Origin of the sequence: Capnocytophaga granulosa ATCC 51502 (assembly GCF_000411115.1) — a bacterium.
In the GTDB taxonomy this organism is placed as follows: Bacteria; Bacteroidota; Bacteroidia; order Flavobacteriales; family Flavobacteriaceae; genus Capnocytophaga; species Capnocytophaga granulosa.
Genome location: NZ_KE150242.1, coordinates 765981 through 789923, shown reverse-complemented (window position 1 = coordinate 789923; position 23943 = coordinate 765981). Strand labels below are relative to the sequence as shown.

The 23943-nt window shown below is 40.5% G+C and carries 21 protein-coding genes and 2 tRNA genes; 14 read left to right on the top strand and 9 right to left on the bottom strand.

Translation table 11 applies throughout. The features are described 5' to 3' along the window. Position 1: 1 nt before the first annotated feature. Positions 2-1153, bottom strand: a complete 1152-nt coding sequence (gene nhaA, locus HMPREF9331_RS03510) for a Na+/H+ antiporter NhaA (RefSeq protein ID WP_016419765.1) — start codon at positions 1151-1153, stop codon at positions 2-4. A gap of 171 nt (positions 1154-1324) precedes the next feature. Then, positions 1325-2575 carry a methionine adenosyltransferase gene (gene metK, locus HMPREF9331_RS03505; RefSeq protein ID WP_016419764.1) on the bottom strand — a complete coding sequence of 417 codons (1251 nt, stop codon included), beginning with the start codon at positions 2573-2575 and terminating at the stop codon, positions 1325-1327. Between the two features lie 221 nt (positions 2576-2796). On the opposite strand from metK, the gene HMPREF9331_RS03500 reads away from it, so the two are divergent. Beyond that, a tRNA-Gly gene (locus tag HMPREF9331_RS03500) sits at positions 2797-2869 on the top strand. Between the two features lie 23 nt (positions 2870-2892). Continuing rightward, positions 2893-2965: transfer RNA gene (locus HMPREF9331_RS03495), tRNA-Gly, on the top strand. Here HMPREF9331_RS03495 and HMPREF9331_RS03490 read toward each other — a convergent pair. From HMPREF9331_RS03490 to gltX, 4 genes are all read right to left on the bottom strand, one after another. Beyond that, positions 2965-3150 (bottom strand): hypothetical protein, encoded by a 186-nt coding sequence (locus HMPREF9331_RS03490; RefSeq protein ID WP_040356933.1) that lies wholly within the window; start codon positions 3148-3150, stop codon positions 2965-2967. The genes HMPREF9331_RS03495 and HMPREF9331_RS03490 overlap by 1 nt on opposite strands. Positions 3151-3218: 68 nt before the next feature. Continuing rightward, the gene (locus HMPREF9331_RS03485; RefSeq protein ID WP_016419763.1) at positions 3219-6449 is read right to left on the bottom strand and encodes a UvrD-helicase domain-containing protein; all 3231 of its coding nucleotides are present in this window, start codon (positions 6447-6449) and stop codon (positions 3219-3221) included. A gap of 7 nt (positions 6450-6456) precedes the next feature. Continuing rightward, complete coding sequence (gene pth / locus HMPREF9331_RS03480; RefSeq protein WP_016419762.1) at positions 6457-7023, bottom strand: aminoacyl-tRNA hydrolase; 567 nt, start codon at positions 7021-7023, stop codon at positions 6457-6459. Between the two features lie 6 nt (positions 7024-7029). Further along, positions 7030-8556 carry a glutamate--tRNA ligase gene (gene gltX, locus HMPREF9331_RS03475; protein ID WP_016419761.1) on the bottom strand — a complete coding sequence of 509 codons (1527 nt, stop codon included), beginning with the start codon at positions 8554-8556 and terminating at the stop codon, positions 7030-7032. A 103-nt stretch (positions 8557-8659) separates the two neighbouring features. On the opposite strand from gltX, the gene HMPREF9331_RS03470 reads away from it, so the two are divergent. The 12 genes from HMPREF9331_RS03470 (at position 8660) to HMPREF9331_RS03415 (ending at position 17190) form a co-directional block, all read left to right on the top strand. After that, on the top strand, positions 8660-9085 hold the full coding sequence (locus tag HMPREF9331_RS03470; protein WP_009642446.1) for a hypothetical protein: 426 nt from the start codon (positions 8660-8662) through the stop codon (positions 9083-9085). Continuing rightward, complete coding sequence (locus HMPREF9331_RS03465) at positions 9066-9398, top strand: type II toxin-antitoxin system PemK/MazF family toxin (protein ID WP_016419760.1); 333 nt, start codon at positions 9066-9068, stop codon at positions 9396-9398. Before HMPREF9331_RS03470 ends, HMPREF9331_RS03465 begins: the two co-directional genes overlap by 20 nt. 30 nt (positions 9399-9428) lie before the next feature. Beyond that, the gene (locus tag HMPREF9331_RS03460; protein ID WP_016419759.1) at positions 9429-9968 is read left to right on the top strand and encodes a tyrosine-protein phosphatase; all 540 of its coding nucleotides are present in this window, start codon (positions 9429-9431) and stop codon (positions 9966-9968) included. A 1073-nt stretch (positions 9969-11041) separates the two neighbouring features. Continuing rightward, positions 11042-11743 (top strand): hypothetical protein, encoded by a 702-nt coding sequence (locus HMPREF9331_RS03455; protein WP_016419758.1) that lies wholly within the window; start codon positions 11042-11044, stop codon positions 11741-11743. A 17-nt stretch (positions 11744-11760) separates the two neighbouring features. Then, positions 11761-12561 (top strand): SH3 domain-containing protein, encoded by an 801-nt coding sequence (locus tag HMPREF9331_RS03450; RefSeq protein ID WP_016419757.1) that lies wholly within the window; start codon positions 11761-11763, stop codon positions 12559-12561. A gap of 20 nt (positions 12562-12581) precedes the next feature. Further along, the gene (locus HMPREF9331_RS03445) at positions 12582-13265 is read left to right on the top strand and encodes a hypothetical protein (RefSeq protein WP_016419756.1); all 684 of its coding nucleotides are present in this window, start codon (positions 12582-12584) and stop codon (positions 13263-13265) included. Between the two features lie 333 nt (positions 13266-13598). Beyond that, on the top strand, positions 13599-14315 hold the full coding sequence (locus HMPREF9331_RS03440; RefSeq protein WP_016419754.1) for a hypothetical protein: 717 nt from the start codon (positions 13599-13601) through the stop codon (positions 14313-14315). A gap of 1 nt (position 14316) precedes the next feature. Beyond that, positions 14317-15075, top strand: a complete 759-nt coding sequence (locus HMPREF9331_RS03435) for a hypothetical protein (RefSeq protein WP_016419753.1) — start codon at positions 14317-14319, stop codon at positions 15073-15075. Between the two features lie 24 nt (positions 15076-15099). Next, a complete protein-coding gene (locus tag HMPREF9331_RS03430; RefSeq protein ID WP_016419752.1) occupies positions 15100-15435 on the top strand; it encodes a hypothetical protein in 336 nt (111 codons plus the stop codon). 191 nt (positions 15436-15626) lie between these two features. Further along, a complete protein-coding gene (locus HMPREF9331_RS13490) occupies positions 15627-15848 on the top strand; it encodes a succinylglutamate-semialdehyde dehydrogenase (protein ID WP_172539826.1) in 222 nt (73 codons plus the stop codon). Then, a complete protein-coding gene (locus tag HMPREF9331_RS03420) occupies positions 15845-16075 on the top strand; it encodes a hypothetical protein (RefSeq protein ID WP_016419750.1) in 231 nt (76 codons plus the stop codon). Before HMPREF9331_RS13490 ends, HMPREF9331_RS03420 begins: the two co-directional genes overlap by 4 nt. Positions 16076-16119: 44 nt before the next feature. Continuing rightward, a complete protein-coding gene (locus tag HMPREF9331_RS03415; RefSeq protein ID WP_040356929.1) occupies positions 16120-17190 on the top strand; it encodes a DUF3810 domain-containing protein in 1071 nt (356 codons plus the stop codon). Positions 17191-17199: 9 nt separating this feature from the next. On the opposite strand, the gene HMPREF9331_RS03410 is transcribed toward HMPREF9331_RS03415, so the two are convergent. The 3 genes from HMPREF9331_RS03410 to HMPREF9331_RS03400 are packed head-to-tail and all read right to left on the bottom strand — an operon-like array spanning position 17200 to position 23786. Further along, positions 17200-17814, bottom strand: coding sequence for a deoxynucleoside kinase (locus tag HMPREF9331_RS03410; RefSeq protein ID WP_009641861.1), 615 nt, complete (start codon positions 17812-17814; stop codon positions 17200-17202). A 1-nt stretch (position 17815) separates the two neighbouring features. After that, positions 17816-18301: an Lrp/AsnC family transcriptional regulator gene (locus tag HMPREF9331_RS03405; protein WP_009641853.1), complete on the bottom strand. Its 486-nt coding sequence runs from the start codon at positions 18299-18301 to the stop codon at positions 17816-17818. Between the two features lie 40 nt (positions 18302-18341). After that, positions 18342-23786 carry an alpha-2-macroglobulin family protein gene (locus tag HMPREF9331_RS03400; protein WP_040356927.1) on the bottom strand — a complete coding sequence of 1815 codons (5445 nt, stop codon included), beginning with the start codon at positions 23784-23786 and terminating at the stop codon, positions 18342-18344. Between the last annotated feature and the right edge of the window lie 157 nt (positions 23787-23943).

The window sequence follows — 23943 nt, the reverse complement described above, 5'->3', positions numbered from 1 at the left end:
TCTAAACAGATTTGTTTTCTTTCTTAGTGACACTTCTTAGCAATATATATCCCAAAGCCCCCGCAAGTATGGAGGCCGTTAGAATAGCAAATTTGGCTGCATCTTGTAGTTCATGTTCCTTAAAGGAAAGCAAGGAGATAAAGATAGACATGGTAAAGCCTATCCCTCCCAATAGCCCTACGCCTATCATATGTATCCAACGACTGGCATGTGGTAAGGTGCTTATCTTTAGCTTAACGGCTATAAAGGAGAAAAGATTGATCCCTATGAGTTTGCCCAAGATAAGCCCTAAAACAACTCCTACTCCCAAAGAAGAGGATAATCCCTCTATCATACCTGACTTATAGGTGATATTGGTATTGGCCAAGGCAAAAATGGGCATAATGATATAGCCTACAGGGATTTGTAGGGCATGTTCCAGCTTTTCTGAAGGAGATTTTTTACCTTTTTCCGCATTAGCAGGCATAGTAAAGGCTAAAATAACCCCTGCTATAGTAGCATGTATTCCTGAATGGTGCATACAATACCACAAGAGTACTCCTAAGAGCAAGTAAAATACGATTTTTCTCACCTTAAGATAGTTCAATAGGCATAATACGGCTATGATTCCCCCACTATAGAGCAGGTAACTCCAGTGAATCGCATCGGTATAGAAGAGGGCAATCACCACAATAGCTCCCAAGTCATCTACTATGGACAAGGCTGCTAAAAAGACCTTAATCGCTATAGGCACCCCCCTGCCCAACATAGAGATGACTGCCAAGGAAAAGGCAATATCTGTAGCCATAGGAATCGCCCAGCCCTTGCTATAAGGTGTCCCATAATTCAGTAAGGAAAAGATAACCGCAGGCACGATCATCCCTCCTATAGCAGCTACTATCGGGAGGGAAGCACTCCTGATATCGGAGAGTTCGCCCTTGAGGATCTCCCGCTTGATCTCCAATCCTACCAATAGGAAGAAGATAGCCATCAGGGCATCATTAATCCACATACTGATCGAATAAGGCCCTACCTCTTGGTCTAAGAGTGCCTGAAAACTTTCCGCCATAGGGGAATTGGCGATTGTCAAAGAAAGTACTACACAGAGGATCAACAACACCCCTGAGGACTGATTCTTAGAAAAGAATCCTTTTAAAATTGCAATTAGTTTCATGATAGTTAATCTTTTATTATAGTTTGATATTTAAATATTTATAATTGGGGAATCTGTGATTTACACTTAGTTTTACAATACTGAATTGTGCGAATAGTGTTCACTTTAATAATAAAAAGAGACTATCCTTATCGGGGTAGTCTCTTTGGTATATTAGAGTTCTCTGAGACGTTATAGTCCGAAAGCCTTTCGGATCGTCTCTACATAGTCTAATTTTTCCCAAGTGAAGAGTTCTACCTCTATGGTTTTGGTGTTATGATAAGGAGAAGCAAATACTTTCTTTACCACTTCAGGGTTTCTTCCCATATGTCCGTAAGCGGCGGTTTCGCTATAAATAGGATAACGCAGCTTCAGGCGCTGTTCTATATCATAAGGGCGCAGAGAGAAAATATCTCTGACCTTCTGAGCAATTTGTCCATCGGTAAGGGCTACCTTGGAGGTGCCATAGGTATTGACATAGACACCTGTAGGCTCGGCTACCCCAATGGCATAGCTTACCTGTACGAGCATCTCATCGGCTACGCCTGCCGCTACCATGTTCTTTGCTATATGGCGGGTAGCATAGGCAGCACTTCTGTCTACCTTGCTAGGGTCTTTCCCTGAAAAAGCCCCCCCTCCGTGAGCCCCCTTGCCCCCGTAGGTATCTACAATAATTTTGCGCCCTGTAAGTCCTGTATCTCCGTGAGGTCCTCCAATGACGAAAACCCCTGTTGGGTTGATATGATATTTGATATTTTCATCAAACAGATGCGCATATTTTGGGTATTGTTCTTTGATACGAGGAATGAGTATATGAATCATATCCTCTTTGATTTTGGCAAGCATCTTCGCTTCAGTATCAAAGGGGTCATGCTGAGTGGAAATCACAATACTATCAATACGTACAGGCTTATTATCATCGCTATACTCAAGAGTTACTTGGCTCTTGGCATCGGGACGTAGATAAGTGATTTGGTTATTCTCACGGCGCAAGGTAGCCAATTCGCGTACAATGGCATGAGAAAGCGCCAAAGGGAGTGGCATATAAGTATCTGTTTCACGAGTAGCATAGCCAAACATCATCCCTTGGTCGCCTGCTCCTTGTTCCTCTGGAGAGTGGCGTACCACCCCTTGGTTAATATCAGGGGATTGCTCATGAATGGCCGAAAGCACCCCACATGAGTTAGCCTCAAACATATAATCACTCTTGGTATAGCCTATACGCCTTATAACATCACGAGCGATTTGCTGTACATCAAGGTAAGTTTTGGATTTCACTTCTCCTGCGAGAATCACCTGACCAGTGGTTACTAAGGTTTCGCAAGCCACCTTGGACGAAGGGTCAAAAGCAAGGAAATGGTCAATGAGGGCGTCGCTAATCTGGTCAGCGATTTTGTCGGGGTGTCCTTCGGACACGGATTCGGAAGTAAATAAATATCCCATAAATAAAGCTTATGAGGAGATTACTGGTTTAGCATCTTTTATCGCCTATGCGATGAGGTAGCAATCAGTCAAATCTGTCCTCGGTTAATAGTGGGGCAAAGTTACGGTTTTATTTTTGGAAATAAAACAAATAAGTCCATTATTTTTCTTGGCAGAGAAAAAAATGAGATTTTATTTTGTGGGATAAAAAAAATGTTTTAACTTTGCACCGTCAAAAACAAGCGGGAGTAGCTCAGTTGGTAGAGCGTCAGCCTTCCAAGCTGAATGTCGCGAGTTCGAACCTCGTCTCCCGCTCAATTTCTTTCATATTTATTTTTGCGGAAGTAGCTCAGTTGGTAGAGCGTCAGCCTTCCAAGCTGAATGTCGCGAGTTCGAACCTCGTCTTCCGCTCAAGAAAAAATCCTTGATAACATCAAGGATTTTTTTGTTTTATTAAGAGCTAAAAGCTCTTTTTTATTATAGGCACGAGCTAAAGCTTGCGCCAGCGGGTTTCTTGTTCTATTAAGAGCTAAAAGCTCTCTTTTATTGTGGGCACGAGCTAAAAGAAACGCGCCAGCAAAGAGGCTAATTGCCATTAGCCCCTACACCTGCTCATGCTAATTTTTCGTGAACCATTTCTGATTGACTATAGCTCCCACGGATTTCACGGATTTTTATGTAATAATTTTTTCACCGTAATCTGCTGATTGATAAACACTAAGAATGATTGTGTTACCTTCCAGCCTGTTTGCTCAAGGGTTTGGGCATAGCGCTTGAGTTGGGTTTCGTACTGAGGGTGATCGTCCCCTGTCTTGTAATCAATAATTACAGCAGTCCCCTCTTTAGAGTCATAGACTACACGGTCAGGGCGGAGGTACTCTCCTGAGACATCCAACCATTCACGTTCGTTATAAACCACATATCCCCCTGTATAATAATCTTTTAGCAAAGGGTGTGAGGTAAGCTGCTGTAGTTGCTGCTCTAGGATTGGGCGCTGCTGCTCAGTGATACGCCCCTCTGTAAAGAACTGTTGTAACACTTGGGGTATATCGGCCTGAGTGGTAAGCTGTCCCAATAGTTCATGTAGGAGTGTCCCTCGTGCTATGGCATCCTCCCTATGGGTATTCCACATAGAGCCTGCATGGGTTACAATGGTATAAGAAGGTGCCAATACCGCTCTTTGTTTGAATGGGATATAATCCGCCGCTTCAAGAGGTTGTTCCTTGATAGGGACTAAGTTTCCAAAAGTATAACGGGATTGCCCTTCATTCCATAGCCCTTTTTCCTCCAAATAAATCTTTACAATCTCGGACAAGGTACTGATTTTATCCTCTTTCTCTCCCTTAGGAGGATCGCAGAGTATATAAAGCAAGTCTTTGGGGCGTGTCATGGCCACATACATGGTATTGATGGTATCCAAAAGCTCCATTTGGCTCTGCTGGAGTACAATATCGGCGTCTATCTTTTCCAGACCACTGTAATCATCTATCAACAGATGTTCGAAGCCATGATATTGTTCTTTAGGGACACGTATCCACAGTGTGTCTTTAGCCGAACGCAACTTGTCATTGACTTTTGTATAGATGACCACTGGAAATTCTAAGCCTTTACTCTTATGAATGGTCATGATAGAAATCGCATTGACCCCTTCGGGAGCACTTATGGCCAACTTATCCTTTTTTTCTTCCCAGTAAGCAAGGAAATCGGCAATGTTGCCTCCGCGTACGCTCTTATATTCGTATATGACATTGAGGAATTGTGCCAAATACGCATCGGAAGGCTTGGCTAAACCAAATACCCTTATCGCATAGCCTATGCCTTCATAAAAAGAATACAAATGGAAGTGCGATAAAGAGAATCCCATAGCTGCGAAGAATGTATCCACAGGCTTATGGGCATATTGGCTCATAAAATCATGTATCTCGGTAATATGCTTGACCTTGGTATAAGAAAAGAGTAATTCTATCTTCTCCTTTTCATTATTTTGATAGAGCGAAATGGAGATTAGGTGTATGAGAAATTGTATTTCAGGTATATTTTTAAGCAATAAGGCCTCTGATGAAATCACATTATACCCCTTTTCAGACAATTTTTCAGCTATTTCAATACAGTCTGCGTTTCTGCGAGAGAGTATACAAATATCTTTGTCCAAGTAACCGTTATTTTTAGCCTCTTTTATATACCCTTCGATAGTTTCTATATAAATATCTTCGTCTTTTAGTACATTTTCATCATCTATAGTTTCCTCTTCGGAGATTTGCTGAACTTCATTATCTTTTGCCTGTACAAATTCTATACTTACAAAGCCTTTTTCCTTTTCTTTATCGGGAATATTCTGCTTAGCATTGCGATATAGTTCATCATACCTATACTTTCCACTGTTGTTAAATAACAAAGGGTGTCCAGCTACAAAGAGGAAGAAATCATTATTGAAGTCAATCACCCCCCTACGGCTACGGAAGTTATAAGCGAGATTCTCTACTTGCTGTTCTATATGGAAAGGAATTTTTTCCTTGTTATACAACTCCATAAACTGTTCAGCCCTTCCCCCACGCCAGCGGTAAATGGATTGCTTGGCATCACCCACTATAAGCAAAGACCCTTGTTGCTTGCTGAGGTTCTCACTATGTACCGCATCAGCGATTAAGGGCAACATATTCTCCCACTGCAAAGTGGAAGTATCCTGAAATTCGTCAATAAAATAATGCTGGTAGCGAGTCCCTATTTTCTCGTAGATAAAGGGCGAAGGTTCCTCCATAATCGTTTGGTGAATAATGCTATTAAACTCAGAAATTGGCAATATATTCTCCTCTTCCTTAATAGCCACAATCTCCTCTTGCAAGCTCTTTAGCACCGCCAAGAGGGTAACATTCTTTATCAAATGTCTGTAAAACTGTTCCCACCAATAGCTTTTCTCTATAGAATGAAGCAAATCGGCTATCCATGCCTGTTTTTCATCCAATAATTGTGCCATGGCAGGCTCACTCTTAAGGAGTGTCTTGGGATACAGCGGTTTATTGTCCGCATCTACAAACCAATTACGAGTAAAAGCTGCTTTATCTACGGCAGCCATTCCTGTATTTCTGATTTTCTCAAAGAAATTGTACAAAGAACCCCGCGTGAAGTGAGCAGAGGTGAGTGCCTCCTTTTGGGTAAAGGTAAAGAAATCCTTTACGGCAGCTCCCACAGCTGTATATAAGTCCTTACGTTGTTGCTTTAGGTCGTCTTTAAGAAGTTGAAAATCTGTTAGTTGCTTTCCTTCTAACTCTCGTATATAGGCATAATGATTCTCATTGGTCAGTAGTTTAGAAATTTCAAAGAGTTCAGCCTCAATATCCCAATCCTTGTCCTCTTCTATCTTATCGCGGGAGAACTCCAAGAGGAGCTTGGTTAGGAGCTGGTCTTCATTGGTTTTCTTGAACAAGTTCTCTATGGCCAAACGCAGCAGGTCATCGGTCTCCAAAAACACCTCAAAGTTAGGATTGAGCTTTAGATCAAAGGCAAAGGAGCGTATCAGTCGCTGGTTGAATCCATCAATAGTTGTTATGGTAAAGCCTGCATAGTTATGCAATATATGCTTAAGCACCTTCTGCGAACGCTCTTGTAACTCCTTGTGTGTAAGGTGTAACTGCTCGGCCAACTGGAGAAACATTGCATCATCGGACGCCTTTTTCTCGCCTTGCTTCACCTGACTATCGGGCGTGGCGAAAAGGAGCAACTGGCCTATGACCCGCTCCTTCATCTCGTTGACCGCCTTGTTGGTAAAGGTAATTGCCAAGAGCGTTTTGTAAGCCTCCACGTTCTTGGTCGCCAAAATAAGTTGCAGAAAAGACTTTACCAGAGTAAAGGTCTTCCCACTACCTGCCGACGCATTATAGATTTGAACATTGGCCATAGACTTTTTACTTATTGTTATACAAATTCATGGTAGTATCGGCACCCGCTAAACCAAAAGAAAGGATCGCCTCACTTATTTTCTCCAATCGCTCAGGGAGCAAGGCCACTTCTTCCTCGCTCCAGCGGCCTAAGACATAGTCTATTTGGGTACCCTTGGCATAGTTGGCACTGATACCAAAGCGCAAGCGAGCATAAGAGGTCGTTTGGAGTTCCTCTTGGATATTTTTAAAGCCATTATGTCCTCCATCGGAGCCTTTTTTCTTGATTCGGATACTCCCAAAAGGCAAATTCAGGTCATCGGCAATCACCAAGAGGTTTTCTATAGGCACTTTTTCCTTATCCAACCAATACTTAATTGCCTTTCCACTTAGATTCATAAAGGTAGAAGGCTTCAAGAGGATAAAGGTACGCCCTTTGTGAGAGAAAGTAGCCATATCGCCCAAGCGTACCGTGGTAAATTCTACCTGTTTTTGCTCGGCCAAATGCTCTACCGCCAAAAAACCAATGTTATGGCGGGTATAGCGGTATTCCTCTCCTATATTTCCCAGACCTACGATAAGGTATTTTTTCATAACATACTATGCTTTAGGGTATTGAGCCAAATGTAACAAGCGACCCACGGTCTCTTCGCGCCCTAAGATAGCGATGATAGAAAACACATCTGGCCCCTTCATCTCCCCTACCAAGGCAAGACGAATGAGTGGCATCACTTGGCCAAGACCTAAGTTCTGTTGGCCAATGAAATCCTTGATCTGTGCCTCTATATGATGAGCAGTAAGGTCAGTTAGGCTTTCTATTACAGTGATTAGCTGAGTTACTATCTCGGCTGAGTTGTCTTTCCACTGTTTTTTAAGCGCTTTGGCGTCGTACTGAGTAGGCGCTTCAAAGAAGAAATGTGCCAAGTCCCAAAGGTCAGTTAGGAATGTAGCTCGTTCGCGGATAAGAGAGACTATCTCAGTGAGTTTGTCCTTGGATATTTTAACACCTTTTTCAGCCACTATAGGAGCGAAATCCTCCACAAGCGTAGTTACGGGTATTTTTTGCAAATATTGGTGATTGAACCACTTGATTTTTTCTATATCAAAGTGAGCACCTGCTTTATTGACCTTTTCTAAGTCAAAGAGCGCAATCAGCTCCTCTACTGAGAACAACTCCTGCTCTACCCCTGGGTTCCAGCCCAATAGCGCGAGGAAGTTCACCAAGGCTTCAGGCAAGTAGCCGCCTTCGCGGTAGCCCTTAGAGATATTTTTAGTTATAGGATCCACCCATTCCAAGGGGAATACAGGGAAGCCCATCTTGTCACCGTCACGCTTGCTGAGCTTGCCATTGCCCATACCCGCAGGCTTAAGGATCAATGGCAAGTGGGCAAACTGAGGAGCCTGCCAGCCAAAAGCCCTATACATAAGCACATGCAGCGCCATGGAAGGTAGCCACTCCTCCCCACGGATCACATGGGTAATCTCCATAAGGTGATCGTCTACGATATTGGCCAAGTGATAAGTAGGCATACCGTCGGACTTGAAGAGCACCTTGTCGTCCAAGAGCTTGGTATCCACCACTACCTCGCCACGAATCAGGTCATGCAGGGTAAGGGTTTCCTGTGGCATCTTAAAGCGCACTACATAAGGCACGCCTTCTGCTATACGTTTTTTCACTTCTTCGGGGGAAAGAGAAAAGGAGTTATTGAGCTTTTCGCGGTTATGCCAATTGTAGATAAAGGTCTCCCCGCGTGCTTCATAGTCTTTGCGCTGCGCATCCAATTCTTCTGCTGTATCAAAGGCATAGTAAGCCTCACCCTTGTCCAAAAGCAGCTGGGCATACTCGGCATATATTGCCTTGCGTTCGCTCTGGCGATAAGGGGCATGAGGGCCACCCTCCTTGCCCACGCCTTCGTCATAGGTGATGCCGCACCACTGAAGGGCTTCCATGATATAGGCTTCTGCCCCCTCTACATAACGCACTTGGTCAGTATCCTCAATGCGCAAGAGGAAATCTCCACCATGTTTTTTAGCAAATAAATAGTTAAAGAGGGCAGTACGTAGCCCTCCTATATGTAACGGTCCTGTAGGACTGGGTGCAAAGCGCACCCGTACGCTCTTAGTCATAATGATGTTTGTTTATCAAAGCGCAAAAATACGAATTAATTAGCAATTTTGCTAATTTGTCAATTAGCAAATTAATTCGTACTTTTGCAGGAAAATAGATACTATGACAGCTACAGCCCTACAAAACAGTTTGTACCCCTCTTTTGGTGTGATTAACTCTTTCTCTATATACGAGTATAAGGACACTGAATATGAGGAGTATGCCCTCTCTGTACTTCGCCTTGCCAACGATAATCTCAGCCAAAGTATTGCTCATTTTTGGAAACTTCCTTTTACTGAAAAAGAGATCAATTATCACCTATTGAGCAAGTTAGAACCTTTGCTAAAGGTATTACAGAAGATTACCTTAGAGGAAGAAGTCTCTCAAGAGATACAGAGAGAAGCCTTGTTGTTTATAGACAATGCCTTAACCTACAAGGACTTACTGACAGACTATTTTGAAGAAAGAGAACTCCTATTGAGCAATTCCAAACGAATGATTACTCCTATTCTAATTAAAAATTTAGATGATGAAATACAGACAAGGTGATATCATTGAGATTAATTTTCATTTCCCTGATGTAGGATTTAAGCCTCATTTTGCTATTATTGTTTCTAATGATGAGCTTCAAGAATTAGAAGGCTATTTGTATGTAGTACTTATTTCTTCTAAAAGACAGAATCCAGAATATGCTTACACATTAACTCCTGAAATGGTTTCCTATTCCTTTGACAAACAGAGTTATGTAAAATGTCATATATTAGAACTAAGTACTAATAGAGATATCATACGAAAAGTAGGTACAATCAAACGCACTTATTTGTTAGAAATACAAGAAAAAATCGAGGAAGCAATCTTCTGAAACAGAATTACATTCTATAAAAACTAACCTTTGAGAACATTCCTATTACTTTTTTTACCTTTATTACCCTTATGGGGGCAGACCCCTGCTACTGTCGTGCATTCTCAGGCAAATCTATATCAAGTGGATAGTCTGCTATATCGCAGCGAACAGTTGGTTAAGGCTGATAAGGAGGTCATTAAGCGTACACCTATCAAGACCATTATCAACCTGCGATATTTTACTCGTTCCAAGGACAGAAAGGTATTCCTCCCCACCGATGGGATTACCCTTATCAACCACCCTCTACTTACTTGGCGTATCACCCCCAAGGACATTGCTCAAGTGCTCCAACGTATTCGCAAGGCACAACAGCAAGGGGCGGTACTTATCCATTGCTACCATGGTGCTGATCGCACGGGGATTATGGTTGCTATGTACCGTATTATCTACCACGGCTGGAGTATCGCCGCAGCTAAAAAAGAAATGCTCCAAGGCCCCTATGGCTATCATAGCATCTGGAAAAACTTAGAAGCACTATTTACTGAAGAGACAGTGGAGGAAGTGAAGAGAATTTTACCGGAGGAGTGAAGAATTCTCTAAGAGGTTGTCCAAAAGTTCTAAAATACTGATTTTTAACGTATAATTTTTCCATCAAATGAATTTAGATATTACTTATTTAAGTTTCGCAAGTTGTTCTAAGCCGCTTCAGATAGGGGATTCAAATTAATCCATTTCATAAGTTGCTTATTTTTCAGGTATTATTTTTGTTATTAGTTCTTCAAAAGGTATCTCAAGAATCTCTGTTAAATCAAGAACTAATTATCTGATAATAAGTAATATACGTTCATCTAAGCTAGGCGTCTGAGTGTCTTTCTGTATATCTTTGAATATTCCTCCAATAGTCTGCTATTCAAGCTCTTTTTTGGCTAACGAGAGTAAGCTGTATTTTAACATCACAATTGATGTATAGGCTGTCTGAGCATCAAAGTCTACAGATTGACACTTGGGGGTGGAATTGGCACTTTTCACCTGTAGTAGAAAAGTTTTTTAGTTCTGATAAATTTTTCGTACCTTTGTCTCGTAGCATATTAGTATGAGTTTTGTTTTTTTAATATCACAAAATTAGTGATTATCAGTGACTTCACCAAATAATATGTTACTTTTTTTGTGCCTTTTTTTCACTAAATCAAGCTCTGAAATAGCTTGTGAAACTTAAATGATGGATATAAGAGAGACAATAAATAACAACTTTTATTGTCCCCAATGCCCGTCATACTGATTTTTACGACAATCAAGCTGGTATAATTCCGTTTGATAAGCTGGAAACATTCTTTAGTGAAAATCTTCAATAAAATAAAGTCATAAAGAATAAGTTTCAAGCTAATATTTCTTGAAATAGGGAGACTGAAAGTAGTTATTTTTATGTTTTGCATAAAACCAACTATTTTCAGTCCCCCTTTTCTTTTTGATTTGGGAATGTAGGCAAATAGTAAAATGCAACTACAAAACCCCAGTAAGTGTGTTTCTTATAGTTTGTGCTTGAGATTTGCTTTCAAATTTTAGCTAAATTAAAAAAGAATCACTATCTTTGCAGAAACTAAGTAACAAACAAGAACAATTCTTATTTTTTGTACAGAACGTACATTATTCATAGAAACCTTATGAAACACCTACTTATTTTATTCCTGCTCCTTACGGCCAATACCTTTGCGCAAGGGCCTTTTGGAGATTATGCCGTAGTAAAAGACAAAGACGGCTATGTAAACATTCGCGCTAAAGAAAACGTAAAAAGCCAAATTGTAGGCACTTTGCCGAACAATACACTTATATACACTTTCTTTGGTGATGATGAACCTAATCCTTCTAACTGGGTATATGAAAAGAATGGTTATATACACAAAAGCCGCCTAAAAAAGATAAATGAATTTCCCTCTATAGGTAAAGAGAAAGAAACAGAGAATAGTATTACTATTACCGATAAAGCCATTAGCGTAACCCTTACCCAACAGCCATTTGACAAAACCAAACACAAGATTACCAAGAAAAAACATAAAGAGTATAGTGAGTATATTATTGATGGAAAGAGAGCTCAAGGGTTAGACGGTGATTTGTTTTTACCTGAAGATCATTACAAGAGTATTATTGTAACTATCAACGGCAAAAACGTACCTATCCCTAAAAGTGCTTATGATGATTTGTATGAGATTGCTATTTGGAATACTAACAATTTTGCGTATTACGATGAGGAAGATGATATACTTTATATTATTGCACATAATGGAGATGGGTATCTTGTTTATGAAGTATGCTGGCAAATAGTAAAAGGCGAGTATAAAACCCGTATCATCGGAGAACCACTTTAATAATTGTTAATTATCAAATGAAAAATTTGCTACTATTTCTTTTCTTAGTTGCTAATATATCGTTAGCACAACAGCGATACATTGGACAAATAAATGACCCCGATGGCTATACTAATATCCGGAAATCCCCTAATAGCAAAGCAGAGATTATAGGCAAATTGCTGAAGAATGAATATTTTTTCTATACAGAAAATTCAAGCGATTGGTATGAAGTGAGCACCCAACGCAAAGTACAAGGTTTTGTACATAAAAGCAGGATTCAGAAAGTTAATGATAAGGAATTGATTGCGCTAAAAATAAATTTTGGCGATTATGCTGAAAATACCCATGATACGATTGTAAAACTTAACATATTAAAAGAAGCGAATCCTTTCTTTATCATTGGGTACAACTATCCCAAAATACCGTATAAAGAAACAGAAGGGAATGAACTATCGGTAAGTAATAAAGATATTAAGTTAGAATTTGTTACCAAAAAAGTAAACAAAAGCAATTATAAGTTCAAGATTAACAAAAATGGAGTAACAGAAATGATTACGGAAAAGGGAGAAAGTGTTTGGGGGTATTTCTATTCAAAAGACTATCCAGAAAAAGAAATTGCCTATATTCGTATTATATTTGTAGGTAAAACGCCTTATCTTTTGCCTAAAACCAAATATCTATTCAATCCTAGCATTTCATCAATAAGGGTATATGATAGAGGAAACGGACAATATATGATTGATTTTATGGGAGGCGATGGCGCTGAAGGCTACAACGCTCTTTTTGTATTTGATGAAAAAGGATTGGTAAAGCGATATTTGTATAGAAATTTTTAATCATAAAGATAAACAACAAAATGAAACACTTACTTATTTTATTTTTTCTCCTTACGACCAATGCCTTTGCGCAAGGTCCTCTTGGAGATTATGCCGTAGTAAAAGACAAAGACGGCTATGTAAACATTCGCGCCAAAGAAAATGTAAAAAGCAAAATTGTAGGTACTTTGCCTAACAATACACTTGTGTATGGTTTCTTTGATAAAGAATTTAACCCTACTAACTGGATTGAAGTTGATAAAGGGTATGTGCATCAAAGTCGCTTGAAAAAAATATTTGACTTTCGTGCTATAGAAGGAAAAGTGCAAGGCAATAGTGTTATTTTTGATGATAAGGACGTAAAAGTGACCATTACCAAACAGAAGTTCGACAAAACCAAGCACAAGATTACTAAGAAAGGCCAGGGAAGTTATGAACAATTAATCATTGATGGTAAAGAAATAATATATGGATGGGACGGTTCACTAGCTCAAGACCATTACAAAAGTATTACTGTAACTATGAAAGGCAAAAATGTACCTATCCCTAAAAGTGCTTATGATGATTTGTATGAAATTTCCTATTTTAGCAGTTCCATATACTACGATGAGGAAGCGGAGGCACTTTATATTTATGCAGTTAATGGCGAAGCTGGTTTAGCTTACCAAGTGTGCTGGCAAATAGTAAAAGACAAGTACATAACCCGTATTATAGGACAACTTTAATGATGTAACTAAAATTACCAAATATATGACACCAACAAATAATAAACTTAAAGTACAAGATATTGAAATAAATATCAGAGTGATTAATGAAGCTGATTATATAAGTTTAATTCCCTCGAATTCGGGGGAATTAAAAATGAAGCAGGGATTAATCACTTCTATAGTTTTAAAGAATGTTTTAAAATTTTAGTAGAAACCATCAAAGAACAACGTGCTGTTTTAGACAAAGTAGATTATCTGAAATCTATTAAAAAACTTTCAAACGATACTTATATAAGTATGGAAAGCAACAAACAACTTGACAAATAGCTCATTATCAATTATTTATTAAATATGAAACACTTACTTATTTTATTCTTCCTCCTTACGACCAATGCCTTTGCACAAGGTCCTTTTGGAGATTATGCCGTAGTAAAAGACAAAGACGGCTATGTGAACATTCGCGCTAAAGAAAGCGTAAAAAGCAAAATTGTAGGCACTTTGCCTAATAATACACTTGTGTATGGTTTATTTGATACTACACAAGATGAAACTGGTGAAGAGATATTTTTTAATTGGATTGCTGTAGATAAAGGCTATGTGCATAAAAGTCGCCTAAAGATGATAGGCGAATTTCCTTCTATTGGCAAAGGTAAAGAGCAAGGCAATAGTATCACCATTGCTGGTAAAGGTATCAGCGTAACCCTTACCCAACAGAAATTTGACAAAACCAAACACAAGATTACCAAGAAAAGACATAAAGAGTATAGTGAGTATATCATTGATGGAAAGAGAGCTCAAGGGTTAGACGGTGGTTTATTTTTACCTGAAGACCATTACAAGAGTATCACTGTAACTATCAACGGCAAAAACGTATCTATCCCTAAAAGTGCTTACGATGATTTGTACGAAGTGGCTATGTATACTGATAATAATGCGGTATATTATGACAAAGAGGAAGATACAATTTACATTATTGCCCATAATGGTAGTGGCGCTTTTTCTTACGAAGTATGTTGGCAAATAGTAAAAGGCGAGTACAAAACCCGTATCATCGGAGAACCGTTTTGATATGGAAAAACAAGTACACTTTATTCCTTTCAATATAGAAGATAAATTTCCTTTTCGGTTGGAGTTTATTGAAAAGACAGTTTTCAAAAACACCTATTTTCAGATAACTTACTTAAAGTTTAAGGGGCATATAAATACCCCTGATGAGCAACAATTATTGAGCTACTTTATAGAAAAGAATTTAGATGAAAACGCTAAAGCTGTATGTCGCATTTTAGATTTTGCTGAATTGATTTTCAACACTGTTCCTAATATAAGAGAGGAAGTGATTATCTCACTTCAAAAAGTATTTTCCAATCCCTTTACAAGCAAACTAGAGGCTATGAATTTTTTGATAGAAAAGAACATCAAAAAGTTTCCCAATGCCTCATATAAGCATTATGAGCAATTGCCTAAAATGGAAAAATTAGAACGAGATAGCCAGCTAAGCAAAGTAACAATAGAAACATTTCTATCTGAAAATGATACTATTGGAATGCTTAAGCTCATAGGTATTTATCCTTATAAAGGAAGTTTAGAGGCTAATTATATTCAGAACAGCATAGATATGTTTGTAGAACTGACTCCTATACAAGCACTTATAGTAGATGTTACCGATTTCAGTTTAGAATATGATTGGGATAACGATTTGTGTGACCTAAAACCTGCCAATCCTAAATATCATCATATACCCATTTATTATTTGGATAAAGAAAAACGAGATTTTATGTCAGAACACAACAATATGATCCTCAATCTAAATGAAATTAATGGATTATAAGAATTTTGAAAAGAAATTACAGAAATGAATACTATAACAGACCTCACAACTATTGGTACTATACTTAAAGAATTCAAAGCGGATAGTGTTCTTCTGACTCAGTATACTCCTACATTTAGGAGAGTAGTGCTATACCTTACAGAAAAGGACACAACAGCAACCTTATATCTTATAGTCATAGGGAGTAAATATATACAAGGAAATTTCAGTTGGCATAATCCTTCTTTTGAGATTACCTATAATGAAATAACCCAAGAAAGCCTTATTGAAGATAAGGCAAATGGGTTTTGTCTTACCTGTGATGGAGGGATTATACTTGTAGAGAGTACTAAAGGAAGTAATTTTGAAATTATACAATGAAACAATGTATTTGTAACCAGTTAGCTGATATTGTAGAGGGGGAATCAATCAAAAACTTTCAAGGTAAAATAGCTTATAAAGAGATAGCTTTTTATCCTACACAATGGGTTACCCTTTATAGATGTGAATGTTGCTATACATTTTGGAAAGAAGCCTATAGAGCAACAGGACACGGTGAAGTGCCATTTCTGATGAAAATAACTTTACCTCCTTGTGCTACAACAGAAGACCTGCGAAAATGTATGGTTGTTGTTAGAAAGATATTAGATAGCAAAGCTATTACTGTTAATGATGAGCAGTGCCAGGCCATAGCTTTAGAAGTTATGGGGATTTCTTATGCCAAAGGAGGAGACTATTCCCCTGAAATTATCAAGAGTTTTGCTGAGGGTTATTTAAATATAGTTGAAATATGAAATTACAAGCAACCCTATATATTCCTGAAGATGAGGAAGATTTTCATATAGATATTTATGATGAACAAACTCCTGATTATCAAATAGCAGAAATATTCAGGGAAGGCGATAAAACAATCATTGATATATACAACAATCCTAATGATACCCACAAAAAATTGGATTTGGAAGAGTTTATTAGAGTACTTTTAAAATCGTATAAAGAATTGAAAATCCGATTGTTATAAATTTTTTATACAGAAACAAATAACATAACCTCTTTATGTCGCAAATGAAAAAGAAATATACAACTTATGGAAAACTCCTTTATATAGGGCTATTTGTAGCACTGTATGGGCTTTTCCGCTATAAGCCTGCACTTACTGAGCAGTGGTATAGCACAGGGCTTTATCCCTATATAGGCAGAACAGTACGTTTTTTGCTCGGTTGGATTCCTTTTTCTGTGGGGGATGTGCTCTATACAATACTTCCCTTGGGGGCACTGTACTATATCATTAGGTATTTTAGGCAGCTACGTAAGAGTCCTCTTCGTTTCCTTAGGAAAGTAGGGGAGGGGCTTGTTCTAGTGGTGAGCTTGTTTTATTTCCTTTGGGGGTTCAACTATTATAGGCAACCCTTATCGGTACAGTTGGGGTGGGATTTTTCTTATACCGAGGCAGAACTAGAGCAGGCAACCCAAAGACTTATCAAAGAGGCCAATGCCTTACACGAACAATTAGAACCCTTAGCATCACAAGCAGCGAAGATGCCCTTTACTCCAGCAGAGGTGTATGAGAGAATACCTCAGGGATACAAGGTGCTTTCGCATAAGTTTCCCAGATTTATGCTCTATACGTCTAGTCTTAAATCGTCCTTATATAGCAAAGTGCTTACCTATATGGGCTATAGTGGCTATCTGAATCCTTTTACAGGAGAGGCACAGGTGAATGCCTTGGCTACTCATTATAGCTTTCCTGTAACAGCAGCCCATGAGGTGGCACATCAATTGGGTTATGCCTCGGAAAAGGAAGCCAATTTTATTGGTTTTTTGGCTACTTATCACCATAAGGAGCCCTATTTTAGGTATAGTGCTACTCTTTTTGCCTTGCGCTATTGTATGAAAGAAGTAAGACAGCTATCACCAGAGCAGCATGACGCTTATAAAGCACAACTACGAGTAGGGATTTTAGAGAATTATACTGAGGCTTATCGCTTTTGGACACAGTATGAAAACCCCATGGAAGAGGTTTTCAAACAAAGTTATGATACTTTCCTTAAGGCCAATGCCCAAGAAGGAGGCATACAGAATTACGATTATGTAACAGGTATGCTTATCTACTACCTTACCCATATAGATAAGTGAGAGAGGACTTTAGAAAAGTCCGTGTATAGAGGTATCTATACGCTGGATAACTTCTCCTAAGTCCTCTTGGTTTTGTACAAAATCTACCCTATCTACATCTACAATGAGGAGTTTTCCTCTGTCATAGCTGCGAATCCAGTCTTCATAACGCTCATTGAGCTTGTTGAGGTAGTCTATAGAGATACTACTTTCGTATTCGCGACCTCTCTTTTGGATCTGATTGACCAGATTAGCAATAGAACTTCTTAGGTAAATCAGTAGGTCAGGAGGTTGTATAAAACGCTCCATTAGCTCAAAGAGAGATAGGTAATTGCGAAAATCTCGCTCGGCCATCAGTCCCATAGCATGCAAGTTGGGGGCAAAGATATAAGCGTCCTCGTAGATGGTTCTATCTTGGATAAAATCCTTCTTACTCTGGCGAATATCAATGATTTGGCGGAAGCGACTATTGAGGAAAAACACCTGTAGGTTAAAGCTCCATCGCTCCATATTGGCATAGAAATCGTCCAAGTAAGGATTGTCCGATACATCTTCGTAATGTGCCTCCCACTTATAATGCTTGGCAAGTAGGGCGGTCAAGGTAGTCTTGCCCGCCCCTATATTTCCAGCAATAGCAAAGTGCATGTTACTTCTTATTTTCTTCGTCCAACATACACTTAATCATAGACGTATTCTTGATACTCTGAATGGTGAAGGCACTCTGTATATTGGAGATGATATCCAATTTGGAGATTTTATGCACCACAAAGTTTTGGTAATCCTTCATGTCTCTGAGGATGAGCTTGAGTAAGAAGTCATAAGGGCCAGCCATGTAATAGGCCTCTTGTACTTCATCAAGGCTGCGGACATATTGTTCGAACTCTTCAAAGAGTGTCTCTTGGTGGCGGATGAGCTTCACTTGGCAATAAGCCACAAGGGTCTTGCCTAAGGCATCGGGATTGACTACGGCTACATAGTTCTGAATTACATTGAGGGCTTCGAGCTTCTTGATACGCTCATGTACAGGAGTGATAGAAAGATTTACTTTCTTGGCTAGTTCCTTTACAGATTGTTTGCTATCTCTTTGTAATTCGTCTAATAGAATCAAATCAATTTGGTCAAATGTTATCATATTCGTGTATTTGTCGGCAAAGATACGATTTTATAGTTAATTATTCTACTTTTATCCATTCTCCAGCATTGCGAGTGTTGTACTTGATGTTGTACATAGCCTCGGCGTGGGTACCAGGGAGGTAATATTGCCCTTTGTACGAAGCATTGAACTTGAGGGTAAATGTCTTGGTTTCCCCTGCGGATAATCCGAAATATATATTAGCTCTATCATCTCGGATATCGGCATAATCCCATCGGCTGCTATCGGTATCATAGTCGGTGTATCGTGTATTGATAATCTCCCAACCTGAGGGGACAAACTGGGTAAGAGCTACATTGGTTACTCTACTTTGTGTGGTATTGGTAACCGAGATAGTACAAGTAAAGTTGGTTCCTTGTGGCAGAGAAGCTACCGAGAGCGTTCCATTCTTGGAGGTATAAGAGGTGGAGATCTTAAGGCCATTCTCTTGTACCAATTCCTTACCTACAGGTGGAATACCACTGGTAACCACACGTGCATAGAGGGTTACCCCCGACTTGTTCTGTAGGGCAATCTTGTGGTTTCCAAGGGAAGCGGAGAGTACCTTGGAGGCATAGCCACTAGGGCTATTGGAGAGCGTAGCACTTTCCTTGCCGAGCTGATAGTTGAGTGTCCAGTTCTTACCTGTCTTGTTCTTAGCCACATAACGTGCCATAGCATAGAGGCTGTAGGCGGTTGTTTGGGTACTGAGCCATTCGGAAGAGGAGAGTCTATCGGAGATCTCCAAGGCCAGATCAGCAGCCAATTCCGCTTTGCCCAGTAGTAGGGCTGTTTCTAGCCCCATAGCCTTATTTCGTAGGGTAGAGCCATAGCTGAAATAGTCATCTTCCTCACTATCGAGCTTTACCTTGCTGAATAAGGATTCGGCAACTTTCTTCTGACCAGCTAGGGCATAGGCAGCCGCTAAGCGAGCACGAGCCGCATTGCTTACCATAGAGTTGGACATCTCCCTGAGCCTATTCATGGAGGCTATATCGGCACTATTGGCCAAGGCCAAAGTATAGAGGCGATAGGCCTGCTCAAAGGTAGAGGATTCTCCTTTGTATACCCAATTGCGCGCCATCATCTTCTGATAGCTAATCCATTTGGCTTTGCTACCACTTGGCAAGGAGAACCCTTTTTTCTCAGCTTCTATATAGAACTGACCAATGTAGGAAGTTGCCCAATCATCAGGGTAGTCAGCGCCTTGCCAGTAGGAGAAACCTCCGTTAGGCAGCTGATTTTCAGAGAGCTTGCGTATGGTGGCGCTTACATTCTGTTGTACTTCCTGTTGTTGCTTAGTGGAGAGTGTCTCAAAATCAGCTAAGTACAACTGAGGGAAGCCCTTTGAGGTCAGCTGTTCGGCACAACCATGAGGGTAGTCTATTAGGTATTTCAAGCGTTGGGAGAGGTTCACTCCAGGGAAAGAGGATACTTCCAAGACACTAGTATAGGTGCCTTTTTCTCCAAATACTTCAAAACCAATATTTTGAGAAGCGTTGGGTTGTAGTACTGTGCTCTTTACCTGATATACTTTAGGATTAGGGTTATACACATCCATTTCTACCTCATAGGTAGATTTTTCACCTCCTGCGGTGGCCTCTACTGTTACCTTACCGATACCCGTTTCATTGACCTTGAGGGAGAAATAAGCCATTTTCTCAGCGGGTTCTGTGAAGGACAATTGTTGTTGCCCTTGACTGCTAAGAGAGAATTTCTCATTGGTCTTTACACGAACAGTCACGTTTTTCACCTGTTTTTCATTGGCAAAAACAGTGACAGGTAGGGTAATGGTTTCCCCTGGTACGGCTTTTCTTGGCAAGGAGGCCAATACCATCACAGGACTCTTAATCGTGGCGGTCTTTTCTGCACAACCAAAGGCATTAGCCTTAACATCGGAGGCCACTACCATCACACGAGCCGAACCTATGTAGTTAGGAATATCTATCTGGTGGGTTTGACTTCCGCCCTTGAGGGTGAAAGGCCCTTGTACAATGGTGAGTGGCTTGAATCGGTTGGCCTTTTTAGCCTTGCCTACTCCTAAGTCTTCGTCACCTCCTATACTGAATATCTGGTTAATAGTACCTCCAAAGGCACCGATGACATCGTTATAGATATCCCATGTTTTCACTCCTAAGGCTGTTTTGGCAAAGAAGGTATTCCAAGGGTTAGGTGTTTTGAATCGGGTAAGGTCAAGCAGTCCATCCTCCACGATCGCCAAGGAGTAGGTCATAGGTTTGCCTGATTTTTCTCTGACCTTGATAGTTACTTGTTTTTCAGGGCGTAATACCTCAGGCATCTCTATAACAGGTTCCAGCTTGGTTTTAGGATTATATACCGAGATGGGAGCGATACCATAGAGACGGATTGGCGCATCGTTTTGGGTCTGTGCATGCGGTTGCAAGAGTGTTACATACAGATAAGCATTAGGTGCCATCTCTTCAGTCACAGGTACTTGGTAAGTTGTTTTACCTTTTTGGGTATTGACCCAATAGGTGTTGAGTACTTTGCTGCCATTCTCTACCGAGATGAGTGCACGCCCATCGGTATCGGAAGGGAAGGAGATCACCACTTTCTCTCCTACCTTATAGTCTTTCTTATCGGTGGAGAGCATGAGCATGGTGGCTTCTACCCCTGCATCTTCGTCATTGTCTCCCCATGAGTAAAAGCGAGCATCAATACCAGCCTCGTGGTTGCTCTGGCTGTCTTCGGCTAAGAAGAAATAGCGACCAGAGGCACCTCTTTCAATATTGACATTGAAAATAGCCTTTCCATCCCCACCTGTGGTTGCTTCTAAGGTAAAGGCAGGGGTTTTGGAATCGGAGGCATTGTAGGTGGAGATGTTGTAATCGGAAACGTCCCACCACCAGTTTTTATCCAATTTGTAGGCGTAGAGCTTCACCCTGTGGCCACTGATAGGTTTTCCTCCTTCGGAAAGTACCACAGTTTGGAACTTAGCAGGCTTGCCTGTCTCATAGTAATAGCTATCGTTAGGCGCCTTGATTCCCACGTAAGATGAGAAAGGAGAATAAGTAGCCGAAGTAACATCGGTACTAAAGTCACCACCTTGCTCATTGGCTTGGGTCAAGAGGTTGATTTTCAGCATCTGAGAGGCATCCTTCAATTCCTTAGGCAAGAAGAAGAACGAAGCCTTTCCTTGTTCGTCGGTGTTTCCGCTGAATACAGCAATTTCCTCAGAGGAAAACTCAAAAGACGTATTGTGGAAGGTATAGCTTTCGTAGCCTTTGAAAGGCTTGGCCTTAGGATAGATTTTTCCTGTAATATCCACTTTTATATTACCAGCAGGTACCCCTTGTAGCCAATCCACTTGTAAGGAAGCGTTTTCTCCTTCGCTGGAGATAAATTTCTCAGATAGACTGTTGATGATTTTCAGTCTATTAGGCTTGATGGTCTCTACTTTAATAGTCTTGGAGTAGGAGGCACTGCCCACAGTGATTTGGCAAGTCCAGTTGCCTGTAGGGGCATCGGGGCTTGTCTTGAGGTTGAATAGATAATGGTTCTCAGGAGTCGTAGTCTTGACCAATTGCTGTACTACCTTTCCGTTGGGATCAGAGAAAGTGAGCTTGATAGGCAGGCTTTCGGGTAGCTTATTGGCAAAATCATTGAAGATGAAGCCCACTGAGATATTATCCCCAGGGCGCCATACCCCGCGTTCGGTATAGATAAAGGCATTGCGTCCTTTTTCAAGTTCCAAGCCATCTACTTCGTACTTGCTCACCGATTGGGAGGAGCCATCATCTATCTTGGCATAGGTGGTATTCTTGTCCTTTTGAGCGATGACAAAGTAGGCACGCTTGGCGGTGGTAACTACCGCTTTTCCATCGGAGTTGGTGGAGGCTTCTGCAATTTTTTGTTGTTGGTAATCAAAGAGTTCTACCTTAGTACCGCTTACAGGAGCAGTGGTGAGCAGGTTATTGACTACCACCATATAGTCGTTGTTCTGACCACGCTTAACTAATACCCCTAAGTCAGTGGCCAAGATATTGGTTTCTACATATTTCTCGTAATAATAGCTATCCTTACAAGGATCATCTCTTTCGTCCCAGTTATAGGCTTCATAGTAGTCGTCATCATAATCACTGATGCTTTCTTCGCCTATAGGTAAGTTTTCTTCCTTGATAGGTTTTTTATCATCATTACAATTGAGGGCATATTCCTTCTTGAAATCTATTTTGACACGATAGATAGCGCCGGGTTCAGGGGAGATGAGCTTAGAGAGGTCTATGGCATGAGTACTCCACTTGGAGAGTGAGCCATTGCCAAGCCCATGGATAGGTACCACCTTACGGGCGATAGTAGCTCCTACACGCCGTAAGTTATAAGAACCACCTAGGTTGTTATCCTGCAAGAATTGCAAGATGTTGTTCTGATAGATTTTCATCACGCTCACCTCTACCGCTTTGAGGTTGATGGTCTGGAAATTGACCTTTAGGTTTTGGGAGCTGGGCAGTATAGTACCATTGCGAACAAAGCGTACTTCAGGTTTGATAGGGTCAAACTCTATTTTGCCTGTATAATCATAGGTCATACGCTCACCATATTGGCTTCTGATACCTTGGAAAGCCTTGATGGTGATTTCTTTCTCAAAATTTTCATCGGCATAGAGCTTGAGGGTATTACCAGAGATGGAGTATCTGAGGTCTCCCTTGTATTCAGGTACAGTGACCAGTCCCCTAAGGTCTTGTTTCTTATCCAAGGGGGCAGAGAAAGTCATGCTGAAAGAATTGTGTTCGCCTTCATTCTGAAGGAGTTGCACCACACCAAACTGGTTGCTGGTAGGAATCGTTAGAGCACTCTCCCCCTTGCTTTCTATATCATAGCGATCGCCATCCCACCAAATGCGAAGGGTCTGTTGTTTGTCCTTGGGAGTAGGGATACTATCCACGATGAAAGCAATCTGAGTAGCACTCTCGGTTGCCTGTGGTTTTATACGAAGGTTTTGCCCATCAATAGTAGCGGAAACCAACTCAGGGAGCATCTCAGGGGAGATGTTGTCGCTGGCTTCCAGATAAGCATTGAGGAAATAATAGTCTCGGCTATAGGACTGTAGATCACGTATATCGACCTCAAAGAGGAGACTTTGGGTACGTACATGGAAGTAGAAACTTTTTAAGTCCTTCTTCACATCAAAGAGCTTATCCAAGTGTAGTGTAACGCCATATTCCTTGTTGTGCTCCAAGGATTCGTTGGGGACAAACTTGAGCAAGCTACCCTCAAAAATCACCTTACCCTCCACTGCGGGAGAGAATTCGAAGAGCTTGGAGGTATCCAAATCCTTCAAGCGCTCTTCGCTTAGGGCTTCAGTGAGGATTACTTCAATAGGGCCATTGGCGGGAATAGTTCCAGCACTAAAGCCTGTGATATACTCTCTAAAGAGCGCAGGATCACTGTCCTTATGGCCATTGTTTTTGGAGCAAGCCACCAATAGGAGGCAAGCCATGAGGTAGAAAAGAAAGTTCTTCATAATGCTATATTTAATAATGTGGCTAGAGACCCACCTATTCATTCCGCAAATTTAAATATAAATTTGTAATTATACAAGTGTTATCGTGGAAAATTATAGAAAAAAATTCTTAGGCCTTAAAAATAGGAAAGAAGCACTCCCTTTAGGAAGCGCTTCT

Bases quoted from the DNA above. Each gene is read 5' to 3' on its own strand.
- HMPREF9331_RS03490 (WP_040356933.1), bottom strand. From the start codon at position 3,150: ATGGCAATTAGCCTCTTTGCTGGCGCGTTTCTTTTAGCTCGTGCCCAC.
- HMPREF9331_RS03410 (WP_009641861.1), bottom strand. From the start codon at position 17,814: ATGCACTTTGCTATTGCTGGAAATATAGGGGCGGGCAAGACTACCTTG.
- HMPREF9331_RS03470 (WP_009642446.1), top strand. From the start codon at position 8,660: ATGACAGCTACAGCCCTACAAAACAGTTTGTACCCCTCTTTTGGTGTG.
- HMPREF9331_RS03440 (WP_016419754.1), top strand. From the start codon at position 13,599: ATGAAACACTTACTTATTTTATTCTTCCTCCTTACGACCAATGCCTTT.
- HMPREF9331_RS03415 (WP_040356929.1), top strand. From the start codon at position 16,120: ATGAAAAAGAAATATACAACTTATGGAAAACTCCTTTATATAGGGCTA.
- HMPREF9331_RS03455 (WP_016419758.1), top strand. From the start codon at position 11,042: ATGAAACACCTACTTATTTTATTCCTGCTCCTTACGGCCAATACCTTT.
- metK (WP_016419764.1), bottom strand. From the start codon at position 2,575: ATGGGATATTTATTTACTTCCGAATCCGTGTCCGAAGGACACCCCGAC.
- HMPREF9331_RS03485 (WP_016419763.1), bottom strand. From the start codon at position 6,449: ATGGCCAATGTTCAAATCTATAATGCGTCGGCAGGTAGTGGGAAGACC.
- HMPREF9331_RS03430 (WP_016419752.1), top strand. From the start codon at position 15,100: ATGAATACTATAACAGACCTCACAACTATTGGTACTATACTTAAAGAA.
- pth (WP_016419762.1), bottom strand. From the start codon at position 7,023: ATGAAAAAATACCTTATCGTAGGTCTGGGAAATATAGGAGAGGAATAC.
- HMPREF9331_RS03405 (WP_009641853.1), bottom strand. From the start codon at position 18,301: ATGATAACATTTGACCAAATTGATTTGATTCTATTAGACGAATTACAA.
- gltX (WP_016419761.1), bottom strand. From the start codon at position 8,556: ATGACTAAGAGCGTACGGGTGCGCTTTGCACCCAGTCCTACAGGACCG.
- HMPREF9331_RS03420 (WP_016419750.1), top strand. From the start codon at position 15,845: ATGAAATTACAAGCAACCCTATATATTCCTGAAGATGAGGAAGATTTT.
- nhaA (WP_016419765.1), bottom strand. From the start codon at position 1,153: ATGAAACTAATTGCAATTTTAAAAGGATTCTTTTCTAAGAATCAGTCC.
- HMPREF9331_RS03465 (WP_016419760.1), top strand. From the start codon at position 9,066: ATGAAATACAGACAAGGTGATATCATTGAGATTAATTTTCATTTCCCT.
- HMPREF9331_RS03445 (WP_016419756.1), top strand. From the start codon at position 12,582: ATGAAACACTTACTTATTTTATTTTTTCTCCTTACGACCAATGCCTTT.
- HMPREF9331_RS13490 (WP_172539826.1), top strand. From the start codon at position 15,627: ATGAAAATAACTTTACCTCCTTGTGCTACAACAGAAGACCTGCGAAAA.
- HMPREF9331_RS03435 (WP_016419753.1), top strand. From the start codon at position 14,317: ATGGAAAAACAAGTACACTTTATTCCTTTCAATATAGAAGATAAATTT.
- HMPREF9331_RS03450 (WP_016419757.1), top strand. From the start codon at position 11,761: ATGAAAAATTTGCTACTATTTCTTTTCTTAGTTGCTAATATATCGTTA.
- HMPREF9331_RS03400 (WP_040356927.1), bottom strand. From the start codon at position 23,786: ATGAAGAACTTTCTTTTCTACCTCATGGCTTGCCTCCTATTGGTGGCT.